The organism is Pseudomonas sp. F9001 (genome assembly GCF_013385435.1).
Lineage (GTDB): Bacteria > Pseudomonadota > Gammaproteobacteria > Pseudomonadales > Pseudomonadaceae > Aquipseudomonas.
This window is the reverse complement of the sequence record NZ_JACAPX010000011.1, coordinates 235,854-260,584: the sequence shown is the minus strand read 5'-3', so window position 1 is coordinate 260,584 and position 24,731 is coordinate 235,854. Positions and strand designations below refer to the sequence as shown.

The following is a 24,731-nucleotide window of genomic DNA, read 5'->3' as shown; positions in this document are numbered from 1 at the left end:
GACTACAAAAAATATATCTAACTGATTTATAGGAACTTTTCATATGGCATGAATCCTGATCAGTGCTGCGCGCCCCTTTGGCAATCTATAAAGAGAACCCCATGAACAATGACTTCAACCACCGCCTTGCCGTAGTGACCGGTGCCAGTTCAGGTATCGGCCTGGCTGTCACCTGCAAGCTGCTTGAGCAAGGTGCGCAAGTGGTCGCCATGTCGCGACAGATTGGCGAATTGGGCGCATTGGCGGAGCGTTTTGGCGAGCAGCTCTACTGGCTGGCGGGGGATGTCACCCAGGCTGCCGACCAGGCACGCCTGGCGCAGTTGACGGCGTCCATCGGACCGGTGGATTACCTCGTGCCCAATGCCGGGATCGCACAACTGGCCGATGGCCTGGACCTGGCCGCCTTTGACCGGCAATGGGCCGTCAATGGAGCCGCGGCTCTCAACACCCTCGGCAGCCTACGCGAGCAAATGGCCGCCCAGGCGTCGGTGGTATTTATCGGTACATTCCTGGAGCTGGCGACCTTCCCTGGGCTCGCCGCGTATATTGCTTCGAAGGCCGCCTTGCGGGCGCAAATGCGCACCCTGGCGGTGGAGCTGGCGCCCCATGGCATTCGTCTGAACATGGTATCGCCCGGCCCCACCGCCACGCCGATCTGGAGCACCTTGGGGCTCAGTGACGAAGCGTTGGGCGGCGTTGCCACCACAGTCAATCAGCGCCTGCTCAATGGGCAATTCCTGGAGCCGGGCGCTATTGCCGATGTGATCCTGTTCCAGTTGAGCCAGGGCGCACGCAGTGTGTTTGGCCAGGACTGGGTGGTCGACGGCGGCTACACCCTGCGTTGACCATGGCCCCGCAGTCCTAATGCGCAGCGCACAGGTCTGCGGGCAATGCCTTGGCGCCTCCGAACGCCAAGGCCTTCCCCCCAATCACAAGCAATGACAGTGCGGCAAATATCAAGCCGCAGCCGATCACTCCGGTGGTGCCGAATGCATTGATAAACAGCCCGCCCACGGACGCCCCGATCACCACGCCGGCATTCGCCGAGGACACATACAGGCTGGTTGCGAACTCATGCGCCTCGGGCGCCGACGAGGTCAGCCAGACTTGCGTGACCACCAGCCCGCAGGTATGCGCAGCGCCCCACAGCAGCACGATCAAGCTCATCGACCACCACGACGGGCTGCCGAACGCGTACAAGACCACGTACGCCGCCGCCAGCACAATGGGGTACAGCACCACCGTCGCCACCATGCTTTTGCCCAATAACCGGCCCACCAACAGGTTGCCCGTGACGCCGCCCACGCCGAAGATCACCAGCATGATGCTGATGGCCTGGCCATCCATGCCGGTCTGGGTCCTGAGGTACTCGGCGGCATAGCTGTAGACCGAAAACATCGTGGTGAACACCAGCACCGTCGCGATGATCGCCAGCCACACCGACAGGCTGCGCAGCACCGCCAGTTGCTTGCCGAAACTCAGCGGCATCGGGCGTTCATGATGGGGCAGTTTCAACAGCAGTCCGACACCTGCCAACCCCGTTGCCAAAGCGCAGAAGAAGAACGATGCCTCATAGGAAATACTCGCGCCCACCCATGTGGTCAGCGGCACCCCAAGCACCAGGCCCAAGGTGGTGCCCACCACGGCCAGGGCCGTGGCATGCGCCGCGCGGTCCTTGGGGTACAAGGACACCGCGGTGGAAAACGCAGCGGCAAAAAACACCGGGTGCAGCATCGCCGGAATTACCCGCAACGCCATCAAGGTTTCGAAGTTCGGCGCAAACGCCGACAGCACGCTGCACACGGAAAAACCAAAGAGCGCGCCCACCAGGATTTTCTTGCGCGCCAGGCGCGACGCCATCAGCACCAGGAAAGGCCCGAGCACCGCCACGATCAGCGCAAACAAGCCCATCAGTAACCCGGCCTGAGACACGCTGATGCCGAAACGTTCGACGATCATCGGTAAAATGCCGACCACACCAAACTCCAGGGTGTACAGGCCGAAAAGACCCAGAATGATGTAGATCACCGGCCGACCTCGATCACGATCTTGCCAAAGGCACCGCGCCCGAGATGAGCGAAGGCTTCGGGCACTTGCTCGAAGCCGTAGGTGTGATCGATTACCGGCTCGATGCCGTGGCGGTCGATCATGGCAATCAGATCTTCCAATGCGCGGCGCGGCCCCACGGAGATGCCGATGATGGAGGCCCGCTTGCCCAGCAAGGCCATGACCGGAGCATTCAATTGGTCACTCTCCAGCAGGCCGATCACCGAGATGCGCCCACCGTTGGCTACCGCGTGCAGGGAACGCGTGAGGTTGTCACCGCCGGCCATTTCCAGGATATGTTCGGCGCCACGCCCATCGGTCAGCGCTTGCACCGCCGTGTGCCATTCCGGTACCCGGCTGCGGTTGATGCCATGGGTGGCACCCAGCTCTATGGCACGCGCGATCTTTTCATCGCTGCTACTGGTGATGATAACGCGGGCACCATTGGCCGCAGCCAGTTGCACCGCAAACAGCGAGACGCCACCGGTGCCCTGCACCACCACGGTATGGCCGGCGTGCAGGTGGCCCAGTTCGAACAGCGCCATCCACGCCGTCAAGGCGGCCACTGGCAAGGTGCTGGCCTGCCCTGCGGTGAGGCTGAGGGGCGCATGCACGCACCATTCGGCAGGTGTTGCCACGTACTCGGCGAGCATGCCGGGGAGCGGGCCACCCTGAGGCGGCGCTTCACTCCAGGACAGCGGAGCGCCATCGACCCATCCGGCAAAAAACGTCGACAGCAGCTTGTCGCCCACCTTGAAACGCGTAACGCCCTCGCCCACGGCGACCACCGTGCCCGCCATGTCGGAGGCCGGCGTGAATGGGAATGTGAGGTCGGCACCCATGCTGTTTTCGACCACTTCACCGTCGCGGTAATTGAGCGAGACGGCCTCGACGCGCACCAATACCTCCCCGGCCTTCGCGATGGGGCGTGGCACGTCGGCAAGGCGCAGTGTGTGCAGTCCCAATGCAGGTGTTTCCCAGCGTTTCATGGTGTCGGTCATCTTGGTATTCCTCGTGAATGGGCAATGCCACAAGGATATGGGCCTGTCCTCACGGGATTAAGGGGGCGCCGGCTCCACTGTCTACGGAGCTTTTGTTCCGCAATCGGGATAAGGTAGCCAGGCCTCGCCTCAGCCAAACCGGAGCCTCGATGGACAGCCTCAACACCCTGAATGTTTTTGTGCAGGTCGCCGAAACCCGCAGCTTTGTCGCCGCCGGGCGCGTGCTGGGCGTAACGGCCTCGGCAGTCGGCAAGAGCGTGGTACGCCTGGAGGAACGCCTGGGTGTGCGCCTGTTCAACCGCAGCACCCGCAGCGTCACGCTGACTGCCGAGGGCGAGCTGTTTCTGGAGCGCAGCCGGCGCATCCTGATGGAGATCGACGAAGCCGAAGCCGAGCTTTCGCAAACCGTGTCGGCGCCTCGTGGCCGGCTCAAGGTCAGCCTGCCGCTGGTGGGCCATCCGTTCTTGCAGGTGCTCGCGCAATTCAAGAAAGCCTACCCCGAGGTGCAGCTGGACCTGAGCTTTACCGACCGCCGCGTGGACGTGGTGGAAGAAGGTTACGACGCCGTGCTGCGCAGCGGTGAAGCGCCCGACTCGCGCCTCACATCGCGCCTGATCGGCGGCTACCGGATGCTGCTGGTAGCATCACCGGCTTACCTCGCCGAGCGCGGCACGCCGCAACGGCCGGAAGACCTGGCTCAGCATGCATGCATCAAGTTCCGCTACCCCAACACTGGCAAAATGCAGCGCTGGCCCCTGCGCCAGGACGGGGTGGAAGCTGATTTCCCACTGCCCGCCGCGATGGTCTGCAACAACCTGGAAGCGCGCATCTGCTTTGCCGTGCAAGGTATCGGCATCGCCTACCTGGCGGATTTCGCCATTCGTGAATGGCTCGACAGCGGACAATTGGTGCCGGTGCTGGAGGCGTGTTCGGAAGCAGAGAACTTCCGGATCATGTGGCCTTCGGGCCGCCATCCAACGCCCAAGCTGCGGGTGTTTATCGACTACCTGCATGCGCACCTGTTTCCCGAGGATGGGCCTGCGAGCAAACGTGCAGACTGCCGGCCCACGTCTTGATCACAGCGCCTGATCAGCGTCGAACTGCTCCCGGGATCGCCTGAATCCGTCGGCATTTTCCACCACCCACGTCCACAACGGAATCATGTGCACCAGCAGCTGTTTGCCCAACTCCGATAGCTGGTATTCGACCTTGGGCGGCACCTCCTGGAAGTCATGGCGCAGCACCAGGCCATCGCGCTCCAGCTGGCGCAAGGTCCGCGTGAGCATGCGCTGGGTGACGCCCTCCATGCGTCGGCCGATCTCGGCGTGGCGCAGCCGGCCGTTCACGCCCAACAGGTGCACGATGCCCAACGACCAGCGGTTTCCCGCATGGGTCAGCACCTGCCGTTTGAGCCCGTCTTCATCGGCGCTAAGGGCTTCACAGGCGGCTTGTGAGCGCCTGATGATCTCGTCGTTATCCACCTTCTACTCCCGGTATCACTGGTGTGCCTTCTTATGCGCGGTCGGCAATTCTGCAAGCATGGCATGACTTTCACCTGAACCGAGACCCCTATGACTGCTTCGATCCTTGTACTGGGCGCCGGCGAACTGGGCCTGGCGGTACTGCGCCAACTGTCCCGCCTGGCTGCACCGCAAAATGTGTCTGTGACGGTGTTGCTGCGCCCCGCCACACTGAACTCCCCCGACCCGGCCAAACAGCAGGAAATCATCGAACTGCGCGCCTTGGGCATTGAGCTACTGGCGGGTGACCTGGCCAATGGCTCCGAGGCCGAGCTGGCAACGGTGTTCGCCGACTATCACACCGTGATCAGTTGCATCGGCTTTGCCGCAGGCCCCGGCACTCAGCGCAAGCTGACCCGCGCGGTCATCGCAGGCGGCGTGAAACGTTATGTACCGTGGCAGTTCGGTGTGGACTACGACGTGATCGGCCGCGGTTCGGCCCAGGACCTCTGGGATGAACAGCTTGACGTGCGCGACTTGCTGCGCTCCCAGCAAGGCACGCAATGGGTGATTGTCTCCACCGGGATGTTCACCAGCTTCCTGTTTGAACCGTCCTTCGGCGTCGTCGACCTGGCGCAGAATACCGTGCATGCATTGGGAGATTGGGACACCGCTGTCACCGTCACCACGCCTGAGGACATCGGCCTGCTGACGGCACGCATCCTGTTCAGCACGCCGCCGAAAACCAATCAGGTGGTGTACACCGCCGGCGACACCCTGACCTACGGCGAGCTGGCCGATACCGTGGATGCGCAACTGGGGCTCACCCTCAAACGCGAACGCTGGTCGGTGCGCTACCTGGAAGCGGAACTGGCCGCTGCACCCGAGGACAACCTGATGAAATACCGGGTGGCCTTCGCCCAAGGCAACGGCGTGGCCTGGGACCCTGCCATTACCTTCAATGGGCAACAACAGATCGCCGTGACCAGCGTTGCCCAATGGATTGAGCAGAACCTCAAGGCACCGGCAACCACCCGCTGAACTGCCCCTGGCTGTCCAACGTGCACCAGGCGAAATCCCAGGGCAGCGGCGGCAGCCTTTGCAGCGCCACGCCACTGCCCGGCTTCCAGTCCACCACCTGAAGCGGCGCGCCTTGCCAGGCCACAACCACGCCCCGGACCTGGCTGGTGTCATCGCTGACCCAACGGGCCGCGGCCGCTGTCATGAACGCTTCGATGGGTTCTTCATCGATCTGCGTGCGATACACCGAACCGAGCAGCCAACGGCACACGTTTACATGGTAGGTCCAGTCCAGGGAGGGACGGTTGCGGTAAGCCCAGGTCATGAAGCTGCGAAACAGGTTCAAGCCCTCCGGCGGGTCAAGCTTGAGCAAACCGGGGCAGATGTCGAACAAGGTGTGCCAGTACGGCAGCAACCGTGCATCCAGGTGGACGAAACAGCGGGCGTTACTCGGGTATTCGACAGACGGTAGCAACACGTCGCTGCGGGACGGACGGCGCGACGCCTTGCTGACCAGACGGGCAGCGCCGGAAGGCAGGATAGAGCTCATGGAACGCACTCACACTCGTGACGATAGAACGCCTCCTGGTATCAGGAAGCCCGGGGCACACGTCAGAATGCAGGGGAAGCGCGAGGGTTGGCCGAAGGCCAGGAATACCGCGGAGGGGCCTTGTTGCGCCGCTCATGGGCCGGACGCGGCTTTTGCCCCAGGCCCAACAGCCAGGCCAGGCAAAACAGGAAGACGATGCCCAGGGTCACGGCGGAGCACACCGGGCAGGCGAAGAAGTTCGACCAACTGCTGGCCGTCGGATTGCCCAGGCCGGCATCCGAGGCCGGCGCCTTGGTGCCCAGGCTTGAGCAGAACTGACCGCCCAGGCCATTGAGCTCAAGCCCCATCATCTGCCCATGGCCCAAACCGCAGACGAACACATTGAACAGGACGCAAAAATACAGGGTCCAGGCAATGAGTGAACGGTCCGGGCGGGAGAGTTTCATGGCGGCGACTTTACCATTCCCCCTGTAGGAGCTGTCGAGCTTTAGCGAGGCTGCGATGCAGGCGCCATGGTCTTGCAGGAGTACCGAGCCGATCCCTTCGCAGCCTCGCTCAAGCTCGACAGCTCCCACATTTGGTCTTGCCCGGCAGGGCCTGTGACAGAACGTCGCAGATTACGCCCAGAGGCCCGGGTTGTTAGAATGCCACGCTCTCCTCGCCTGATTTAACGCTTCGTGGTACCCAGGCGCTTCACAGGATGCACAGTTGATGAGTACGTTATTCACCCGCCGCAAAGTCCTCTCCGGCATGGGATTGCTGGGCCTGGGCCTGCTGGCCGGCTGTGACAACAGCCCGAAACTGAACTTCAAGTACGGCAAGGATCTGAGCGACAAGATCATGGGCCGTACCTTCAAGCTCAAGAACACCGACGGCGAGACCGTCACCTTGAGTTCCTTCCGTGGCTTGATGCCGGTGGTGTTCTTCGGCTTCACCCAGTGCCCGGCCGTGTGCCCGACCACCCTGGCGCGCATGGCCCAGGCGAAAAAACTAATGGGCCGCGACGGCAAGATCATGCAGGTGGTGTTTATCACCTTGGATCCCGAACGCGACACGCCCAAGATACTCGACGCCTACGTCAAGGCCTTCGACCCCAGTTTCCAGGCGCTGTATGGCACCCCGGAAGAAATCGCCGTGGCCGCCAAGGAATTCGGGATCTTTTATGAAAGGATCCCCGCCGGCGACAGCTACACCCTCTCCCACACCGCCACCAGCTTTGTGTTCGACACCCGGGGCACCCTGCGCCTGGGCTTGTCTGCCTCGCTTAACGCCAAAGAGTGCGCAGAAGACCTGCTCACCGTCATGGAGGTCTGCTAATGACTGCCGTTCAACACCTCAAGCGCTTCGCCCTCGGTCTCTCCCTGCTGGGCCTCGCCGCCCACGCCAGTGCACAGGCAGTGGTCACCGACGCTTGGGTACGCGCTTCGGTACCGGGCCAGCCGTCCAGCGGTGCGTTCATGACCGTCACCGCCGACAGCGACAGCAAACTGCTCAGCGTGGCGTCGCCGGTCGCCAAGACCGTGCAGATCCATGAGATGACCATGAAGGACGACGTGATGCGCATGGGCCCGGTGGACTCGGTGCCATTGCCCGCCGGCAAGGCCGTCAAGCTCGACCCGGATGGCTATCACGTGATGCTGATCGACCTCACCGCCCAGATCAAAGAAGGCGACCAAGTGCCGCTGACCGTCACCGTGGAAAATGCCAAGGGTGAAAAGCAGTCGATCGAAGTGAAGGCCCAAGCCCGTGCGTTGAATGCGACGGAAACCATGGATCACAGCAAGATGCACTAAAGCGCAGATCAAAATGTGGGAGCGGGCTTGCTCGCGAATGCGGTGTGACAGTCACCGGATGTATTGACTGATCCACCGCTTTCGCGAGCAAGCCCGCTCCCACATTGGCCCTTCAGTGCCTGAAAAATCGGGCGCCCGCTTCATACTTTTTTCGTCTCGCATCAACACTTTCTATATATTTTCAATCTGCAATACAACTCGTTAGCCTGCGCAAGCCGGACGCGTCTCCCTGTCGCCGTCCGGCCAGATAATTCTAAAAATAAGCAGCAGACAACGGGAATAACAATGAACAAATCCCCCATTACCCTGGGCTTGACTTCGGCCACCCTCGGTTTGACCCTCGCCTTCCCAACCTTTGCCGAAGCTGACTTTTTCAAAGACAGCAAGGCCGACCTCGAATTTCGCAACTTCTACTTCAACAGCGATTACCGCCAGCCCAACGCGAGCCAGTCCAAACGCGATGAGTGGGCCCAAGGGCTGATCCTCAATTACCAGTCGGGTTACACCGAAGGCCTGGTGGGCTTTGGCCTCGATGCCATTGGCCTGCAGGGTTTGAAACTGGACTCAAGCCCCGACCGCCAAAACACCGGCCTGCTTCCCGTGGGCGAGGATGGCGCACCGGACAGCTACAGTCGAATGGGCGCCACCGCCAAGGCGCGGATCTCCAAAAGCGTGCTCAAATTCGGCACGCTGATCCCCAAGCTGCCGACCGTACTGCCCAACGATGGCCGGCTGCTGCCCCAGACCTTTCGCGGCACTCAATTGACCAGCCAGGACATCGCCGGCCTGACCTTCGATGCCGGGCGCCTGACCAGCAACACCCTGCGTAACGACAGCGGCCATGCAGACATCGAAGTCGACGGCAAAGGCATCAAGGGCGCCGTGCCCAGCGATAAATTCGACTTCGCCAGTGCCAGCTACAGCTGGACCAAAACCCTGGTCACCGGCTACCACTACGCCAACCTCGAGAACAACTACAAGCAACACATCTTCAACCTGGTCCATACCCTGCCACTGGGTGACGCGCAGTCGTTCAAGACCGACCTGCGTTACGCCGACTCCAGCAAGGAAGGCAACAGCAACATCGACAACCAGGCCTTCGGTGCCAAGTTCACCTACAGCCTCCACGGCCACTCGTTCGGCGCCGCCTACCAGCGCATGAAAGGCACCACCGGCTTCCCCCACCTGGACGGTACCGACTCCTACCTCGTCAACTACGTGATGATCTCGCCGGACTTCGCCAACCCCGAGGAAAAGTCCTGGCAGGCCCGCTACGACTATGACTTCGCCGCCCTCGGCATCCCCGGCCTGACCTTCATGACCCGCTACCTCAAGGGTGACAACTTCGTGCGTACCCGAACCCTGGAAGGCACCGAGTGGGAGCGCAACACCGATATCGGCTACGTGTTCCAGAGCGGTGCCCTGAAGAACCTTGAAGTGAAATGGCGCAATGGCACGTATCGCAGCAATGGCAGCGGCAGCGATATCGACCAGAACCGCTTTATCGTCAGCTACACCCTGCCCTTGCTGTGATTTTTTCCCGGAGCGTTGCACATGAATAGCAGAAAAAGCCTGATCCACCTGGCCGTCGCCTTTGCCCTGTTCAGCAGTTACGGCGCCTACGCCGCCGACACCGGCGCGTTGCCCTGCAAAACCACCGAAGAATGCGCCGCCCAGGCGGCCAAAGTCGGCGCCACGCCGGGCTCCTCGCAAAGCGTCCACAAGGCCAAGGGCGACCCGACCCAAACCCAGTTCGCCTGGTTGAACCGCATCAACAAAGCCTCGATCGTGATGCTCACCGAAGAAGGCATCGTCAAGCCGGACATGGGCCACAAGATCGCCGGCGGCGTGCGCTTTGCCATCGACCAGGCCGACCAGCCCGATGGCAAGCGCCCGGAAGACGTGCTGCAACTGGAAAAAATCATGACCGACAAGATCGGTCCGGAAGCGTCGCTGATCCACTCCGGCCGCAGCCGCCAGGACATGCTCGCCACCTACCGCCTGGCCAAACTGCGCTCCCAGGTGCTGGCCTACAGCGAGGCACTGAACGCCACCCGCCAACGTATCCTGAACATCGCCGACAAGAACATCGACACCCTGGTGCCCGCCTACACCAACGGCGTGCAGGCCATGCCCATCAGCTATGCGCACTACCTGCTGGCGTTCGAAGCCGCATTTGATCGCGACGGCCAACGCATCCGTGAACTCTACACTCGCCTCAACCTGAGCCCGATGGGCACCGCGGTACTGGCGAACTCCGCTTACCCGCTGAACCGCGAACGCCTGGCCGAGTTGCTGGGGTTTGACGGCGTGCGGGAAAACTCCCTGGATTCGAGCCAGGTGTCGACCTACGACATCCCGATCGAGGCGGCCAACCTCGCGGCGTCTTCGGCGATCCGCATCGGCGCGATGATTGGCGATATCCATACCCAGTACCATCAGATCCGCCCCTGGTTGCTGCTGGACGAAGAGTCCACCTACACCAGCAGTGCGATGCCGCAAAAACGCAACCCGGGGTTGTTGATGCGCACCCGGGAATCGGCCTCCGACGTGGTGGGCCTGGCGCAAACCGTGACCTTGCGCGCGCATAACGTCACCACCGGCATGACCGACTACAAGTTTGCGTTCGATTCATTGGGGCTGTTCCAGTCCACCGATGACATGTTCAAAAGCATGGATGCTGTGCTGGACGCGCTGCAGATCAACCCGCAGCGAGCGCTGGATGAGCTGGAGTCGGAATGGACCACGTCCATGGAGTTGGCCGACACCCTGGAGCGTCAGTTCAAGGTGCCGTTCCGCATTGGCCACAGCTTCGCCTCGTTGATCGTCACCGAGGCGCGCAGCAATGGCACCACGCCGAAGACCTTCGCGTATGCGGACGCGCAGAAGCTGTACACGCAAGCCGCGGACAAATACAAATGGACGCCGAATACCTTGCCGCTGGATGAGGCCGGTTTCCGTGCTGCACTGTCGCCGACCACGATGGTCAAGACTCGCAAGGGTACGGGTGGGCCGCAGCCGGAAGAGGTCAAGCGGATGCTGGTGGAGGCGCGCAAGAATCTCGACGCGGACCAGAGTTGGTTGAAGGAGCGTCGTGAGAAGCTGAAAGGTGCTGAAGGCAACCTGGACAAGGCCTTCGACAAGTTGCTCAACGCCAAGGGCTGAAATGCGATCTGAATGTGGGAGCGGGCTTGCTCGCGAAGGCGGTGTATCAGTTAGCAGATTTATTGGCTGACCCACCGCATTCGCGAGCAAGCCCGCTCCCACATTTGACCGCGTTTGGGTCTGGAAAGCATGTTCGGCTCAGTGACTCAGTTCCCGCTTCAACACCTCATGGTCAATCGACTTCTGCCACCCGCATATCGCCAGGCACGCCACGCAATTGCCCAGCACATTGGTCAACGACCGACACTTCATCAGCCGCTCCACTCCCAACAACAAACCCACCCCTTCCAGCGGTACCAGTTGCAGGATGTTCAAGGTAGCAATCAGGGTAAACAGCGCCGAGCCCGCGACACTGGTAGACCCCAGCGACGTGAACAGGCAGATCACCAGCACCGCCAGCAACTCGGGTACGGCAATCTCCACTCCGGCGAGGTGCGCCAAGAACATAATGGCAGTAGTCAGGTAAAGATTGGTACCGGCCAAGTTGAACGTATACCCGGTGGTCAACACCAGGCGCACTAATTGGCGATCACAGCCCAGCGCCTCAAGTTTGCTGACGCAACCTGGAAGTGCGGCCACTGAAGAGCCGGTGAACGTCACCAACAACAACTCTTCTTTCAAGTAAGCAATTAGCCGGCTCAATTTAACGCCGAGCAGGCGGGTAATCGTGGCGAACACTAGAATGACGAACACCGCGCAAACCAGGTAAATAACAACAATGAACTTCAAGAGCGGCAGCACCGAACTTAAACCGTACTTTCCCACCACAAATGCCATCGCCCCAAACGCCGCCAGCGGTGCGAACTTCAGGATAAACCGCAGCAACCAGAACAACCCGGCGACCGCCGCTTCCAGCCAACCGAGGCAGCGGTTTGCGACCTGGCCGCCACGCCCCAGCAGCAGGCCGCACAGCACCGCCACCAGCATCACCTGGAGCACCAGGCTTTGGGTGAAAACCTTGTAAAGACTGGACGAAATCGAGGTCATCGACAGCTCGTGCAACAGCGTTTCGGGCGCGGCAGGCGGTGTCAGATGATCAAAATCCAGGTTAGCCACTGCCGTATGATCCAGGCTGAACAACCACCCCGTCGACATTCCCAACACCAATGCAGCAAGGGACATCAGCTGGAAATACACCACGATCCGCCCCACTACATGCCGATGGTGGGGCTCGCGCTTGATACCTGCGACACCGGTCGACACCAGCACAAACAACAGAAATGGCATCAGTAACCCGACCACTTTTATAAAGGCGTCACTGAGCAGCTTCATCTCGACTGCCACGCCCGGATAAAAAAGCCCCAACACCATGCCAAGAGCAATGGCAATCAAAATAGGCAAGGTGGCGTTATTCGAAAATCGGGTCGACATCAATGCTCCATGGTCTTTTTATTTATTGTTATTGTCGGATCAGGCCACTTTCGGCATATTGGTCGCCAAGGCGCATTCAGGCCACAAATAATAAAGTCTTGTCACGGGATATACCACCATGGAACTTCGCCATTTACGTTATTTCATCATGGTGGCCGAAGAGCGACATTTCACCCGCGCTGCCGCTCGCCTGAACATGCAGCAGCCGCCCCTCAGCCAACAGATACGTGCCCTCGAACAAGAGCTGGGATTCGACCTGTTCAAGCGCCACCCCAAGGGCGTCGACCTGACTGCCGGCGGGCTGGTGTTTCTCGATGAAGCGCGAGTGATCCTCGCCCGCGTCGAGCAAGGTTCACTCAAGGCGGCTCGCGCTGCCCAGGGTATCGAAGGCACGTTGGTCATTGCCTTCACCAGTTCCGCCGCCGCCCACCCGCTGATCCCGCGAATCATCCGTGCCTACCGCGAGCAATACCCGGGCGTGGAGCTCTCGATCAACGAAGGCAGCGCCCGGGAAGTCACCGAAGACACCATCGAAAAACGCATCGACATCGGCATCCTCCGCGCACCGGTGGGCGACCACCAGAGCCTCACGTTCCACCGATTGCTCAACGAAGAAATGCTGCTGACCCTGCCCGTCGGGCATGCGCTGCTCAAGGGCGCCGAGCCAAAAATCACCATGGCCGACCTCAAGGACGAACGCTTCATCCTGGTCCGCCGCCCCGGCGCGCCGGGGATGTACGCCAACCTGATCAAGGCCTGTCAGAACGCCGGCTTCGAGCCGAAGATCGCCTTTGAAGTGGAGCGCATGCTGACCAACGTCAGCCTGGTGGCCGCAGGCGAAGGCATCTCGGTGGTGCCGGCGTCGATGCGCGACGTGCATCGCGAAAGCGTGGTGTACTGCCGGATCAGCGATGCACGGCCAAGGTTGCTGGCACCGATCACCCTGGTGCGGCGCGCGTTCAATCCGTCGACGCCGTTGCAGAATTTCATTGGGCTGGCGCGGGAGTTGGCGGGGGTTTATCGCAAGGGTTGAAGGCCGATGGAACGTCAATCGACCACAAATAACTTTGCGCCAATGGCAGTGGAGGAACGATGCCCCTCCATGTCATTGCCCACCTGATAACTCATCCCGGCAGTCAGCGTGAACTGCCGGCCATCCTCCAGCTCGGTGTGCAGCTCACCTTCCAGGCACAGCAGGATATGCCCGCGCCAACACCAGTGATCAGCCAGGTAACCGGCGCTGTATTCGACCATGCGCACGCGGGTTGAACCGAACTGGCAGGTGCGCCAATACGCACTGCCGGTTTCGCCGGGATGCATCACCGGCTCGAGGGTCGACCAGTCGGTGGTGCCAAAGGGGATTGCGGTCAGGTCCATGGTTTTCTCGGCATTGAATAGGTATGGATGAACCGTATCTATAAGGTGAATGCCGCGATAGAGACAGATCCGCTGCATTTGCGGGATACAGGGCGATGACTCTTGGTATCCTGCCAAGCCTCTTCGCATGGAAGCCCGTCGATGAAGATCGATCCATCCTTTATTGTGCATGAGACCGAGCACTGGCTGCTCAATCATCACCTGTTATCCGCACTGCCGGGCTACCTGATGCTGGGTGCCAAGGCGCCGGTTGACTCACTGGCCGAGATGCCCGATGCGGCGCTCGCGGAGCTGGGTGGGTTGCTGGCCAAAACCCAGCGGGTCATGGAGGCTCAGTTGAAGCCCAAGTGGCTTTACATCAGCCGGTTCGGGCATATGCCGGGCTTCCCGCTGCACTTTCATTTCATACCGGTGTATGGATGGGTTGAAGCGCTGTTCTGGCAGGACGAGCGCTATCGGGTGTTGCAGAATTTCGGGACGCAGCAGAAGGCTACCGACGGTGCGGAGCTGACGCTTTTTATCTGGCGGGAGTTTGGTGAGAGCCCTACGCCGCCGGTGGTTCAAGGAGCTTCGGTGAGCGAGGTGATCAGGTGTTTGCGTACGGAGTTCAATACCCAGGACGACACATGACCTGTGGCGAGGGAGCTTGCTCCCGCTGGGCTGCGTAGCAGCCCCAAGATGGTCAGCGAGTTCTTTCAGTCAGATTGCGCTGGCTTTATTGGGGTCGCTTCGCGACCCAGCGGGAGCAAGCTCCCTCGCCACAGCAAGCCCCCTCGCCACAAGGTTTTGGGTGGGTCAGCGAACATTGTGGGGGTGTTTGCGCATAGGAATACAGGCCAACTGCAACCCCGATGGCGAGTGGTAGATCGCCTGCTCATCGCCCACATACCCACACCGTCGATAAAAATCCGCCGCGTTCAACGTCGCGTCCAGGATCACTTCCTCGATCCCCAATTCCTGCGCCAACGCTTCCAGATACGCCAGTATCTGTTTGCCAATCCCGCGTCCGGTAAACCCGGGCAGCACAAACAGCGCACCGATTTCGTTGTTCGCCAGATCCAGCATACCGGTAGCGACCGGCTCACCGTCGACACATCCCAGGTAAAAATGCTTGTCCATCAGCGCTGCATAACCATTTTCAGCCGAGCCTCGCGTCCACAACATCATCTGCTCGGACGTATAGGCGCCGATGCATTGGCTGCGTATGGCCAACAGGCGAATGTCGAAGGCTGCCTGTGCATCTTCCAGCGTGGCGCGTCGTATCTCGAGCATCTGTCCCTCCATGGACGTCAGGCGTTCTCGTCACCCGGTCGGGTAAACGAATAGCGATCAATATCGGTCCTCAGCTGCCAGCCCTGGCCCTTCCAATAACGGGCAGCGCTGTCGTTGGTCTTGAACACATCCAGGTGGCATTTGCGGATGCCCAATTGCGCCAGGCGGGTGAGGCAGCGCTCAACCAACGCGTTCGCAATACCCTGGCGCCGATACGCGGGCAGCACCAGCAAGTGCTGCAAATACCCGCGCCGGCCATCGTGCCCGCACATCACGCACCCAACCAGCCCCCCATCGACCTCGGCGACGAAACTCATGCCTGGATTGCGCTCCAGGTAACGCTCAGTGGCCTCGCGGGAGTCGGCATCGCGCAGGGAGATGCCAGGCGTTTTCTGCATCAGTTCGAGCACGGCGTCGTAGTCGGCAGTGCTCATTACGCGAATAGTGACCATGGTGTTCAAAGCCCTCTGAGTTCGCACTGATTTTGCCTGTAGTTGTGCCGGTCGCGCACGCATAAATACACGACCGGATAACCGCTTGAGTCAACGCAGCTGAAACCAGGTGGTTTTCAGCTGCGTGTACTTGTCAAAAGCGTGCAGCGACAAATCACGCCCGAACCCGGATTGCTTGCCACCACCGAACGGCACCGCCACATCCAGAGCGTCGATGGTGTTGACCGACACCGTCCCGGCATTCAGGGCACGGGCCACACGGTGCGCACGGTTGAGGTCATCACTCCAGACCGAGGCCGCCAGGCCGTAGAGGCTATCGTTGGCCTGCTGTATCGCCTGCTCTTCCGTGTCGAAAGCGCTCACCGCAAGCACCGGGCCGAACACTTCATCACGGGACAGGGCCATGTCGCGGGTCACGTCGGCAAAAATGGTTGGCTGGATGAAGTTGGAGGAGCCATTGATGGCCAACTGTTCGCCACCGCACAACAGCCTGGCGCCCTCCCCCTGGGCCTGGCTGATGGCGTGCATGATGCGTGCGGTTTGCTGACTGTCGACGATGGCACCGGCCGCACTGCCCGGGTCCAGCGGATCACCCGGCATCCAGGCGCGCGACTTGGCGATCAGGCGCTCGACGAATTCGTCATGGATGGAGCGTTGCACGTAGAGACGGGAGTTGGCCGAACACACTTCGCCCTGGTTGAAAAAGATGCCGAAGGCGGCCTTCTGCGCCGCAAGGTCCAGGTCCTGGCAGTCCTCAAACACCAGGTTCGGGCTCTTGCCGCCACACTCCAGCCACACCTGTTTCAGGTTGGACTGGGCGGAGTACTGCATGAAGTATTTGCCCACCTGAGTGGAGCCGGTGAACACCAGGCAATCCACGTCGGGGTGCAGCCCCAGGGCCTTGCCGGCACTGTCGCCGAGGCCGGGCACTACATTCAACACACCTTCCGGGACACCGGCTTCCAGGGCAAGCTGGGCCAGGCGCAGGGCAGAAAACGGCGACTGCTCGGCAGGTTTCAAGACCACGCTGTTACCGGCCGCCAACGCCGGCGCGAGTTTCCAGGCGGCCATGTCGAGCGGGAAGTTCCACGGCACCACCGCCGCGATCACCCCCAGTGCTTCACGCGTGATGGTTGCCAACGCGTTGTGAGCGGTGGGCGCGACTTGATCGTAGAGTTTGTCGAGGGCTTCGCCGTACCAGGCAAACACATTGGCGGCGCCGGGCACGTCAACGTTGTAGGCGTCCATCACCGGCTTGCCCATGTTCAGCGAATCGAGCAGCGCCAGTTCCTCGCGGTGGGTCATCAGTAATTCGGAGAGCCTGATCAAAATTTTCTTGCGCTCCACCGACGGCATCCGTCGCCAGGGGCCGGTCTCGAAGGCCTGGCGTGCGCTGCGCACGGCCAGGTCGACTTCTGCGTCACCGCAGGCTGCAACCCGCGACAGCAACTGCTGGGTCGCAGGGTTAATGGCATCGAAGGTCGCCCCGGATGCCGCATTCACTGAGCGGCCACCGATCAGGGCGGTGTTGATGAACGTCTGGCGGGCAACACGCTGTTGCCAGTAGTTAAGGTCGAACACGTTGTACTCCCAATGAATGGCGATGGATAAACGAGGGGTTCACTCGGCGATCTGCAGCTCCGGCATCTTCACGCGCAGCCCCCGCGTGATGCCCAGCAGGCACAGGAGCCCAAGCCCCATCCAGCACAGGCCGATGGTGAACGACAGGCTGGAAAGGCTGCTCCACAGCCAGATCGTGCTGAGGAACCCCAGCGCCGGCACAACCGCGTACAGCAAGTAGTTCCTGGTACCGCGCAACTTCTGGTCGACCAGGTAGTGCTTGATCACCGCCAGGTTCACCGCCGAGAACGCAAACAGCGCACCGAAGCTGATCATGTTGGCGACGGTATCCAGCGTGATGAACAAGGCAATCAGCGAGAACAGGCTGACCAGCACGATGGCCGTGGCGGGCACGCGCTTTTTCGTCACCAGCTTGCCGAGCACACGGGGCAGCGCGCCGTCACGGCCCATGGCGAACAGCACCCGCGACACACTGGCCTGGGAGACCATCGCCGAGGCGAAGCAACCGGCGACATAGGTTGCGGTAAAGGCGGTCACCAGCAGTTCGCCGCCCACCCGGCGCATCACATCCACCGAGGCGGCATCCGGGTCGACGAAGCTGTTCCATTGCGGGAACACCATTTGCGCGAAATACGAAACCAGCAGGAACAGCAGGCCGCCGAACAGCGACACCACCATGATCGCCAACGGGATGGTGCGGCGTGGGTTGGGGGTTTCCTCGGCCATGGTCGACACCGCATCGAAGCCAAGAAACGACAGGCACAGCACCGCGGCGCCCGCCATGATCAGCGGCGCGCTGAAGCCTTCATGGTGGAATGGCGCCAGCAGCGACACGGGTGCGGACTGCTCGCTCAGGGTGTGCACCGACAACGCCACGAACACCACGATGAACACCAACTGGGCGACGATGAGTATCCAGTTGACCCGGGTGATGGACTCGATGCCCACCAGGTTCAGTGTGGTCACCAGGGCAATCGAGCCGAGCACCCACACGGCGGTCGGCACCCCGGGAAAATACTCGGACATGTAGATGCCGATCAGCAAATAGCTGAGCAACGGCAGGAAGATGTAGTCCAGCAACAGGGTCCACCCGGCGATGAAGCCGAAGTAGGCGCCAAACGCCTTGCGGGTGTAGGAGTAGACCGAGCCCGAATAGGGATGCGCCTGGACCATGCGCCCATAGCTGTAGGCCGTCAGCAGCATGGCGGCGAGAGTCAGCATGTAGGCGGTCGGCAAGTGGCCCTTGGTCATTTGGGTCACCAGCCCGTAGGTGGTAAACACCGCCAGCGGCACCATGTACGCCAGGCCGAACAACACCAGCCCGATAAGACCCAGCGGCTGACGGAAGCGGCGGGACGAGGCGGCTTTGGGTGAGGATTGATGAGCGGGTGTATCGGTCACGTTTGTTATTGTATTCATGGGTGACTCCTGGAAATGGGGGTGCAGGGCGTCGCGGCATTCGATGGCATCGATGCCGTTCAGCGTTGCCTGATGGAGGTTGCGCACCACCCCTCGCCTGGGGTGGCGCGCTGGTCACTTCAGAGTTTTCCCGCGATCCGTGCGGTGCGATCCACGGCGATGCGGGTCTTTTCAACCAGCTCGTCCAGCTCAGTGCGCGTGGCCACCAGTGCCGGTGCCATGATCATGCGGCCCAGCGTCGAGCGAATGATTACGCCCTCTTCGAAACCAAACGTGCGGCACTGCCAGGCCAGGTCGTTTTCGTTCTCGAAGCGCTTGCGGGTGCTCTTGTCTTCAGCGAACTGCAAGGCCGCGAGCAAGCCCGTGCCCTGGATCTCGCCGATCATCGGGTGATTGCCAAACACTTCATGGAGGATTTTTTGCAGGTACGGTCCGGTGTCGTTCTTCACCTGGCGCACGATGCCTTCGTCCCGCAGCGCCTTGAGGTTGGCCAGCGCCACCGCCGCCGCGACCGGGTGCCCGGAATAGGTCAGCCCGTGGGCAAACACGCCGCCGTGCTCCACCAGTGCATCGGCCATGCGTTTGCTCAGCACCAGGCCACCCATCGGCAGGTAACCGGAGGTGAGGCCTTTGGCGATGGACAGGGTGTCCGGCTCAAAACCGAAGTGTTGATGGGCGAACCACTCGCCGGTACGGCCAAAGCCACCAATCACCTCATCGGCACACAGCAGCACATCGTATTGCCGGCAAATGCGCTGGATCTCGGGCCAGTAGCTTTCCGGCGGGAAGATCATGCCGCCCGCGCCCTGGAACGGCTCGGCGATAAACCCGGCGACGTTTTCAGCGCCCAGCTCGAGGATTTTCTCTTCCAGCTGCAAGGCGCAGCGGCGGCCGAACTCGGCAGGCGTCAGCTCGCCGCCATGGGCGTACCAGTAGGGTTCGTCAATGTGTGCCACGTCGGGAATCAGGCCGCCCATCTCGTGCATGAACTTCATGCCGCCCAGGGCAGACGCCGCCAGCGTGGAGCCGTGATAACCATTCCAGCGCCCGATCATGATTTTTTTCTGCGGCTGGCCGACCACTTGCCAGTAACGGCGCACGGTACGGATCAGTACTTCGTTGGCCTCGGAGCCGGAGTTGGTGTAGATCACGTGGCTGTAGTGGCCCGGCAACAGGCTGAAGAGCAACTCCGACAGCTCGATCACCGCCGGGTGGGTGGTGTGGAAGAACATGTTGTAGTACGCCAACTGGTCCATCTGGGCGGCAGCGGCAGCGGTCAAGTCCCTGCGACCGTAACCCAGCTGGGTGCACCACAGGCCCGACATGCCGTCCAGGTAACGCTTGCCTTCGCTGTCCCAAAGGTAAAGGCCCTCACCGCGCACCATCACCCGCGGGCCTTCGGCATTCAGCGCTTTTTGATCGACAAATGCATGGATGTGGTGGGCCGCATCCGACTTCTGGTAGTCCTCGGTCAGGCGGTTCAGTTGGGCGGGTACGTTCATGGTATTTCTCTCTTATTAGTAATGACGCAAGGGCGAGCAACGCCGCTCAGCGGTGCTTGCTCATGTAGCTTTCGAGGGGATCTTTGCTCAGCACTCCCTGGGCTTCGGCCAGCGAATCGATAAACAGGGCAAACAGTTCCGATTGCGCGCCGATATCGAGCTTGGTGTAGATGTGCTTGCGGTGGGACTTGATGGTGTCTTCCGAGACGTCGAGGCGTTCGGCCAGCGAACGGGTGGAATGCCCGCGCAGGATTAGTTGGGCGATCCGGCATTCCCGCTCGGTCAATATCGACGAGCCGAAGTTGTTCAGCGCCGAGTGAATGCGCTGCTCCAGCAGGTTTTCAAAACGCGCCCCCTGGGCATCCAGGCCAACGAAATGCTTGCCCAGCACCGCCAGCACCCACGCCGCGATGCGTTTGAATTGCCCGGTGGTGGTGGCGTCGAGCTTTTGCGTAAAGGCCAGCGACACCGCCAGGCTCGAGCCGTTGCTCGACTGCAGGATGTAGTTCAGCTCATCCTCCAGATGGGAGTGGCGGTAAAACGACTGGAAGTATTCGCTGAGCTCGAAGTGATCGGGGGCGACCTCGGCCAGCTCGTAACACCCGGAGCTGACGCCCTCCACACAGGCCCCGTAAAACGGGTCGAGCAGATAAAACCCCGACAGGTACTGGCGCACATTGCCTTGTGGCAACCATGGCCCGTCCAGCTCGAACAGCGCACTGGGCATGCCGCCGCGCGGGTAGAAATACAGCGTGGTGGCCTGGATCGGCTGGAGATAACCGAGAGCCTCGAACAAGGTCGCGGCGAACCCCGGCTGCCCGATGCTGTCGGTCACCCGGGCCATCTGTTCGAACCATTGCGCAGAAGAAAGCCGGTCGTTTTCCACTTCAAACACTCGCTGAAAGAACTGCAAGGATGGTTGCACACCCGCTCCATCCTCGAAATCACCCGATAGGGTGAGCCTGCATCCGATATTTATGCTCACTTCCCAGCTTAATAATATTTTATTAAAAACCGCCCTCCCCCTAGCCTTGAAGCCATGCCCAAGCTGAATCCAACTGCATTACGCAAGGACAGACACATGACTCAAGCAATAACAAAAACAGACACGCTGGTGGTGGGAGCCGGTCAGGCTGGCGTCGCCATGAGCGAGCACCTGAGCAAGCAAGGCGTGCCGCACCTGGTGCTGGAGCGCAGCCGTATCGCCGAGCGCTGGCGCACCGGCCGCTGGGATTCGCTGGTCGCCAACGGCCCGGCCTGGCATGACCGTTTTCCGGGCCTGGCCTTCGATAACGTCGCCCCCGATGGCTTTGCGCCGAAAGAGCGTGTGGCGGACTACTTCGAAGCCTATGCACGCAAGTTCAATGCACCGATTCGCACCGGCGTCGACGTGACCTCGGTGGTGCGCAATGTCGGTCGCCCAGGCTTCACCATCCACACCAGCGAAGGCGTGATCGAAGCCAACCGCGTGGTGGCGGCCACCGGGCCGTTCCAGAAGCCGGTGATTCCGGCGATTGCCCCTCAAGACAGCGCGCTGCACCAGATCCACTCCGCCGACTACCGCAACCCCGCGCAACTGCCGGCCGGCGCGGTGCTGGTGGTGGGGGCGGGTTCCTCCGGGGTGCAGATCGCCGACGAACTGCAACGCTCCGGGCGCCAGGTGTACCTGTCGGTGGGTGCTCACGACCGCCCACCGCGTGCCTATCGCAACCGCGATTTCTGCTGGTGGCTGGGCGTGTTGGGTGAGTGGGACCAGGCCGCGATGAAACCCGGCCGCGAGCACGTGACCATTGCGGTGAGCGGCGCCCACGGCGGCAAGACCATCGACTTCCGCGAGCTGGCCCAGCAAGGCATGACCCTGGTCGGCCTGACCCAATCCTTCAACGGCAGCGTTGCGAGCTTCCAGCCCAACCTGGTGGAAAACCTGGCCCGCGGCGATGAGAACTACCTGGCCCTGCTGGATGCGGCGGATGCCTATATCGAGCGCAACGGCCTCGACCTGCCGCCAGAGCCCGAAGCGCGTCGCGTATTTCCCGATGCCGAGTGCATCAAGCACCCGATCCTGGAACTGGACCTGGCCAAGGCCGGTATCACTTCAATCATCTGGGCCACCGGCTTTGCCGTGGATTACAGCTGGCTGAAGGTCGATGCATTTGACGCCGCCGGCAAGCCGCAGCACCAGCGCGGCGTAGCCAGCGAGTCGGGCATCTACTTCCTCGGTTTGCCATGGCAGTCGCGCCGGGGCTCGTCGTTTATCTGGGGCGTGTGGCATGACGCCAAGTACGTGGCCGACCATATCGCCATCCAGCGTCAATACCTTGAGTACCGCGAACCCACACCGGTTGTTCACACCTCACCTGTCAGCGCCTGATCACTTTTTTCTGGAGTTTTTTTGATGCCTACTCACACTCGCATCCGCATGTTCAACACCAAGGAAACCTACCCTAACCAGAGCCTGGACAATGACCTGTGCCAGGCCGTACGCGCCGGCAACACGGTGTACGTACGAGGCCAGGTGGGCACCGATTTCGACGGCAACCTGATCGGCCTTGGCGACCCGCGCGCGCAAGCCGAACAGGCAATGAAAAACGTCAAGCAACTGCTGGAGGAAGCCGGCAGCGACCTGAGCCACATCGTCAAGACCACCACCTACCTGATCGACCCGCGCTACCGCGAGCCGGTGTACCAGGAAGTCGGCAAGTGGCTAAAAGGCGTGTTCCCGATCTCCACCGGGTTGGTGGTTTCGGCCCTGGGCCAGCCACAGTGGCTGATGGAAATCGACGTGATTGCAGTCATCCCCGAGTAATCCAAGGAGGCACGACATGACCTTTTCAATCGTCGCCCGCTGCGCGGAAACCGGCCAGATGGGCATTGCCATCAGCTCATCGAGCATCGCCGTAGGCGCCCGCTGCCCATGGCTGCGGCCCGGCGTGGGTGCGGTCTCGACCCAGAACATCACCCTGCCCGCCCTGGGCCCGGACGTACTCGATCTATTGGAGCAAGGCCTTGCCCCTGCCGATGCCGTAGACAAGGCCCTGACCCGCAACGGCTACAGCCAATACCGGCAACTGACGGCGATTGATCACCTCGGGCGCACGGTGCATTTCAGCGGCAACGAAACCCTTGGCACCCACAATGCGGTGTCGGGCGAACAGTGCGTGGCCGCCGGCAATATGCTCGCCGACCGCGCGGTGATCGAGGCGATGGTCAAGGCCTTCGAGCAAGGCGAAGGCCAACTGGCAGACCGCCTGCTGGCCGCGATGCATGCGGCCATTGCCGCCGGGGGCGAAGCCGGGCCGGTGCATTCCGCCGCGCTGGTGGTGGTGGGCGAGCTGACCTGGCCGATCATCAACCTGCGGGTGGATTGGGCCGACGAGCAGCCGATCGCCGAGCTGCAAAAGCTCTGGGACGCCTACCGTCCACAGGTGCAGGACTACATCGACCGCGCCCTCGCCCCGGACCGCTCCCCGGGCTACGGCGTGGCCGGAGACGACCGATGAGCACCAGCCGCGAACTGCTGCAGGCGCTGGTGGGGTTTGATACCACCAGCCGCGAATCCAACCTGAAGCTGATCGAGTTCGTACGCGATTACCTGGCAGGGTTCGGCGTGCCTTGCGAGTTGATCTACAACGATGAGCGCAGCAAGGCCAATCTGTTCGCCACCCTCGGCCCGGCGAATGTGCCCGGGATTGTGCTGTCGGGGCACACCGATGTGGTGCCGGTGGATGGCCAGCCGTGGACGTTGCCGCCGTTTGAGTTGACCGAACGCGACGGCAAGCTGTTTGGCCGGGGCACGGCGGACATGAAGGGCTACATCGCCTGTGTACTGGCGCTGGTGCCGGCCTTGGCAAGCGCAGACTTGCGCATGCCGGTGCACATCGCCCTGTCCTACGACGAGGAAGTCGGCTGCCTTGGGGTGCGTTCGTTGCTCAAGGTGCTGGAACAATGGCCGGTGAAACCGCTGCTGTGCATTATCGGCGAGCCCACCGAGTTGAAGCCGGTGCTGGGCCATAAAGGCAAGCTCGCCATGCGATGTGAAGTGCATGGCGAGGCCTGCCATTCGGCGTATGCGCCCCAGGGCGTGAATGCGATCGAGTATGCGGCGGAGTTGATTGGTGAGCTGGGGCGAATCGGCCAGCGCCTCAAGGTGCATCAGGACGAGCGCTTTGACCCGCCGTTCAGCACCGTGCAAACCGGGGTGATCTCCGGGGGCAAGGCGTTGAATATCGTGCCTGCCGATTGCCGTTTTGACTTTGAAGTGCGCGCCCTGCCCTCGATGGACCCGGGTGAAGTGGCCGAGGAGCTGCAAGCCTATGCGATGCAGCAGGTGTTGCCGCGGATGCAGGCGGTGAGCCGGCAGAGTGCGATTCGCTTCAGTGAGTTGTCGGCGTACCCGGGGCTGGCCACCGACCAGCGCAGCCAGGCGGCGGAGCTGATTGCGGCGTTTTGCGACTCGCGGGAATTTGGCACCGTGGCGTTCGGGACCGAGGGTGGGTTGTTTGATGCGGCGGGCATTCCGACGGTGGTGTGCGGGCCTGGGAGCATGGACCAGGGGCATAAGCCGGATGAGTTTGTGAGTGTTGCGCAACTGAAGGCTTGCGATGCCATGTTGTTGCGCATGCTCGACTCGATTCGCGCCTGAAACGCGGGCCAAATGTGGGAGCGGGCTTGCTCGCGAATGCGGTGTGACAGTCACCCGATGTATTGACTGATCCACCGCTT

General features: G+C 61.5%; 26 protein-coding genes. 13 read left to right on the top strand and 13 right to left on the bottom strand.

All coding sequences use genetic code 11. The features are described from left to right. Positions 1 to 101: 101 nt before the first annotated feature. The gene (locus tag HX818_RS09990; RefSeq protein WP_003207372.1) at positions 102 to 845 is read left to right on the top strand and encodes an SDR family NAD(P)-dependent oxidoreductase; all 744 of its coding nucleotides are present in this window, start codon (positions 102 to 104) and stop codon (positions 843 to 845) included. 16 nt (positions 846 to 861) lie between these two features. Here HX818_RS09990 and HX818_RS09985 read toward each other — a convergent pair whose 3' ends face one another. Together HX818_RS09985 and HX818_RS09980 are read right to left on the bottom strand one after the other, a co-directional pair. Next, positions 862 to 2,028, bottom strand: a complete 1,167-nt coding sequence (locus tag HX818_RS09985) for an MFS transporter (protein WP_177019966.1) — start codon at positions 2,026 to 2,028, stop codon at positions 862 to 864. After that, the gene (locus HX818_RS09980) at positions 2,025 to 3,047 is read right to left on the bottom strand and encodes an NAD(P)-dependent alcohol dehydrogenase (protein ID WP_003207368.1); all 1,023 of its coding nucleotides are present in this window, start codon (positions 3,045 to 3,047) and stop codon (positions 2,025 to 2,027) included. The genes HX818_RS09985 and HX818_RS09980 overlap by 4 nt, the downstream gene beginning before the upstream one ends. A gap of 149 nt (positions 3,048 to 3,196) precedes the next feature. On the opposite strand from HX818_RS09980, the gene HX818_RS09975 reads away from it, so the two are divergent. Then, positions 3,197 to 4,123: a LysR family transcriptional regulator gene (locus HX818_RS09975; protein WP_003207367.1), complete on the top strand. Its 927-nt coding sequence runs from the start codon at positions 3,197 to 3,199 to the stop codon at positions 4,121 to 4,123. On the opposite strand, the gene HX818_RS09970 is transcribed toward HX818_RS09975, so the two are convergent. Then, positions 4,124 to 4,528 (bottom strand): helix-turn-helix domain-containing protein, encoded by a 405-nt coding sequence (locus HX818_RS09970; RefSeq protein WP_003207365.1) that lies wholly within the window; start codon positions 4,526 to 4,528, stop codon positions 4,124 to 4,126. Between the two features lie 90 nt (positions 4,529 to 4,618). Between HX818_RS09970 and HX818_RS09965 the strand changes: the two genes are divergently transcribed. Beyond that, positions 4,619 to 5,548: an aromatic alcohol reductase gene (locus HX818_RS09965; RefSeq protein WP_177019965.1), complete on the top strand. Its 930-nt coding sequence runs from the start codon at positions 4,619 to 4,621 to the stop codon at positions 5,546 to 5,548. Here HX818_RS09965 and HX818_RS09960 read toward each other — a convergent pair. After that, on the bottom strand, positions 5,523 to 6,077 hold the full coding sequence (locus tag HX818_RS09960) for a putative natural product biosynthesis protein (RefSeq protein ID WP_087692422.1): 555 nt from the start codon (positions 6,075 to 6,077) through the stop codon (positions 5,523 to 5,525). The two genes, HX818_RS09965 and HX818_RS09960, sit on opposite strands and share 26 nt — an antisense overlap. A gap of 62 nt (positions 6,078 to 6,139) precedes the next feature. Then, positions 6,140 to 6,523 (bottom strand): DUF2946 domain-containing protein, encoded by a 384-nt coding sequence (locus tag HX818_RS09955; protein ID WP_003207359.1) that lies wholly within the window; start codon positions 6,521 to 6,523, stop codon positions 6,140 to 6,142. 265 nt (positions 6,524 to 6,788) lie between these two features. Between HX818_RS09955 and HX818_RS09950 the strand changes: the two genes are divergently transcribed. The 4 genes from HX818_RS09950 (at position 6,789) to HX818_RS09935 (ending at position 11,035) form a co-directional block, all read left to right on the top strand. Then, positions 6,789 to 7,394, top strand: coding sequence for an SCO family protein (locus tag HX818_RS09950; RefSeq protein WP_177019964.1), 606 nt, complete (start codon positions 6,789 to 6,791; stop codon positions 7,392 to 7,394). Then, the gene (locus tag HX818_RS09945; RefSeq protein ID WP_003207356.1) at positions 7,394 to 7,870 is read left to right on the top strand and encodes a copper chaperone PCu(A)C; all 477 of its coding nucleotides are present in this window, start codon (positions 7,394 to 7,396) and stop codon (positions 7,868 to 7,870) included. The genes HX818_RS09950 and HX818_RS09945 overlap by 1 nt, the downstream gene beginning before the upstream one ends. 285 nt (positions 7,871 to 8,155) lie before the next feature. Continuing rightward, positions 8,156 to 9,403 carry an OprD family porin gene (locus tag HX818_RS09940; protein ID WP_008435327.1) on the top strand — a complete coding sequence of 416 codons (1,248 nt, stop codon included), beginning with the start codon at positions 8,156 to 8,158 and terminating at the stop codon, positions 9,401 to 9,403. A 21-nt stretch (positions 9,404 to 9,424) separates the two neighbouring features. Next, entirely contained in the window at positions 9,425 to 11,035 is a 1,611-nt protein-coding gene (locus HX818_RS09935) for an argininosuccinate lyase (protein ID WP_177019963.1), read from the top strand. A gap of 138 nt (positions 11,036 to 11,173) precedes the next feature. Here the strand turns inward: HX818_RS09935 and HX818_RS09930 are convergent, their stop codons facing one another. Further along, positions 11,174 to 12,406, bottom strand: coding sequence for a cation:dicarboxylate symporter family transporter (locus tag HX818_RS09930; protein WP_177019962.1), 1,233 nt, complete (start codon positions 12,404 to 12,406; stop codon positions 11,174 to 11,176). Positions 12,407 to 12,524: 118 nt separating this feature from the next. Between HX818_RS09930 and HX818_RS09925 the strand changes: the two genes are divergently transcribed. Then, positions 12,525 to 13,439 (top strand): LysR family transcriptional regulator, encoded by a 915-nt coding sequence (locus HX818_RS09925; RefSeq protein WP_003207349.1) that lies wholly within the window; start codon positions 12,525 to 12,527, stop codon positions 13,437 to 13,439. A gap of 14 nt (positions 13,440 to 13,453) precedes the next feature. Here the strand turns inward: HX818_RS09925 and HX818_RS09920 are convergent, their stop codons facing one another. Beyond that, positions 13,454 to 13,783 (bottom strand): DHCW motif cupin fold protein, encoded by a 330-nt coding sequence (locus HX818_RS09920; RefSeq protein ID WP_087692424.1) that lies wholly within the window; start codon positions 13,781 to 13,783, stop codon positions 13,454 to 13,456. Positions 13,784 to 13,924: 141 nt separating this feature from the next. Between HX818_RS09920 and HX818_RS09915 the strand changes: the two genes are divergently transcribed. After that, positions 13,925 to 14,413 (top strand): HIT family protein, encoded by a 489-nt coding sequence (locus HX818_RS09915; RefSeq protein ID WP_177019961.1) that lies wholly within the window; start codon positions 13,925 to 13,927, stop codon positions 14,411 to 14,413. Positions 14,414 to 14,578: 165 nt separating this feature from the next. On the opposite strand, the gene HX818_RS09910 is transcribed toward HX818_RS09915, so the two are convergent. From HX818_RS09910 to HX818_RS09885, 6 genes are all read right to left on the bottom strand, one after another. Beyond that, positions 14,579 to 15,055: a GNAT family N-acetyltransferase gene (locus HX818_RS09910; protein WP_177019960.1), complete on the bottom strand. Its 477-nt coding sequence runs from the start codon at positions 15,053 to 15,055 to the stop codon at positions 14,579 to 14,581. Between the two features lie 17 nt (positions 15,056 to 15,072). Next, positions 15,073 to 15,570 carry a GNAT family N-acetyltransferase gene (locus tag HX818_RS09905; protein WP_256346299.1) on the bottom strand — a complete coding sequence of 166 codons (498 nt, stop codon included), beginning with the start codon at positions 15,568 to 15,570 and terminating at the stop codon, positions 15,073 to 15,075. 27 nt (positions 15,571 to 15,597) lie between these two features. Then, positions 15,598 to 17,088, bottom strand: coding sequence for an aldehyde dehydrogenase (locus HX818_RS09900; RefSeq protein ID WP_177019958.1), 1,491 nt, complete (start codon positions 17,086 to 17,088; stop codon positions 15,598 to 15,600). A 39-nt stretch (positions 17,089 to 17,127) separates the two neighbouring features. Next, positions 17,128 to 18,507, bottom strand: coding sequence for an APC family permease (locus tag HX818_RS09895; RefSeq protein WP_023658770.1), 1,380 nt, complete (start codon positions 18,505 to 18,507; stop codon positions 17,128 to 17,130). A gap of 119 nt (positions 18,508 to 18,626) precedes the next feature. Further along, the gene (locus tag HX818_RS09890; RefSeq protein WP_177019957.1) at positions 18,627 to 20,009 is read right to left on the bottom strand and encodes an aspartate aminotransferase family protein; all 1,383 of its coding nucleotides are present in this window, start codon (positions 20,007 to 20,009) and stop codon (positions 18,627 to 18,629) included. A gap of 46 nt (positions 20,010 to 20,055) precedes the next feature. Then, the gene (locus HX818_RS09885) at positions 20,056 to 20,853 is read right to left on the bottom strand and encodes a helix-turn-helix transcriptional regulator (protein WP_050550310.1); all 798 of its coding nucleotides are present in this window, start codon (positions 20,851 to 20,853) and stop codon (positions 20,056 to 20,058) included. A gap of 195 nt (positions 20,854 to 21,048) precedes the next feature. Between HX818_RS09885 and HX818_RS09880 the strand changes: the two genes are divergently transcribed. The 4 genes from HX818_RS09880 to argE are packed head-to-tail and all read left to right on the top strand — an operon-like array spanning position 21,049 to position 24,651. Continuing rightward, complete coding sequence (locus HX818_RS09880) at positions 21,049 to 22,380, top strand: flavin-containing monooxygenase (protein ID WP_371135990.1); 1,332 nt, start codon at positions 21,049 to 21,051, stop codon at positions 22,378 to 22,380. A gap of 24 nt (positions 22,381 to 22,404) precedes the next feature. Beyond that, the gene (locus HX818_RS09875; protein WP_003207327.1) at positions 22,405 to 22,815 is read left to right on the top strand and encodes a RidA family protein; all 411 of its coding nucleotides are present in this window, start codon (positions 22,405 to 22,407) and stop codon (positions 22,813 to 22,815) included. 16 nt (positions 22,816 to 22,831) lie between these two features. After that, positions 22,832 to 23,509: a DUF1028 domain-containing protein gene (locus HX818_RS09870; RefSeq protein WP_003207324.1), complete on the top strand. Its 678-nt coding sequence runs from the start codon at positions 22,832 to 22,834 to the stop codon at positions 23,507 to 23,509. Then, positions 23,506 to 24,651 carry an acetylornithine deacetylase gene (gene argE, locus HX818_RS09865; RefSeq protein WP_177019955.1) on the top strand — a complete coding sequence of 382 codons (1,146 nt, stop codon included), beginning with the start codon at positions 23,506 to 23,508 and terminating at the stop codon, positions 24,649 to 24,651. Before HX818_RS09870 ends, argE begins: the two co-directional genes overlap by 4 nt. The last annotated feature ends 80 nt before the right edge of the window (positions 24,652 to 24,731 follow it).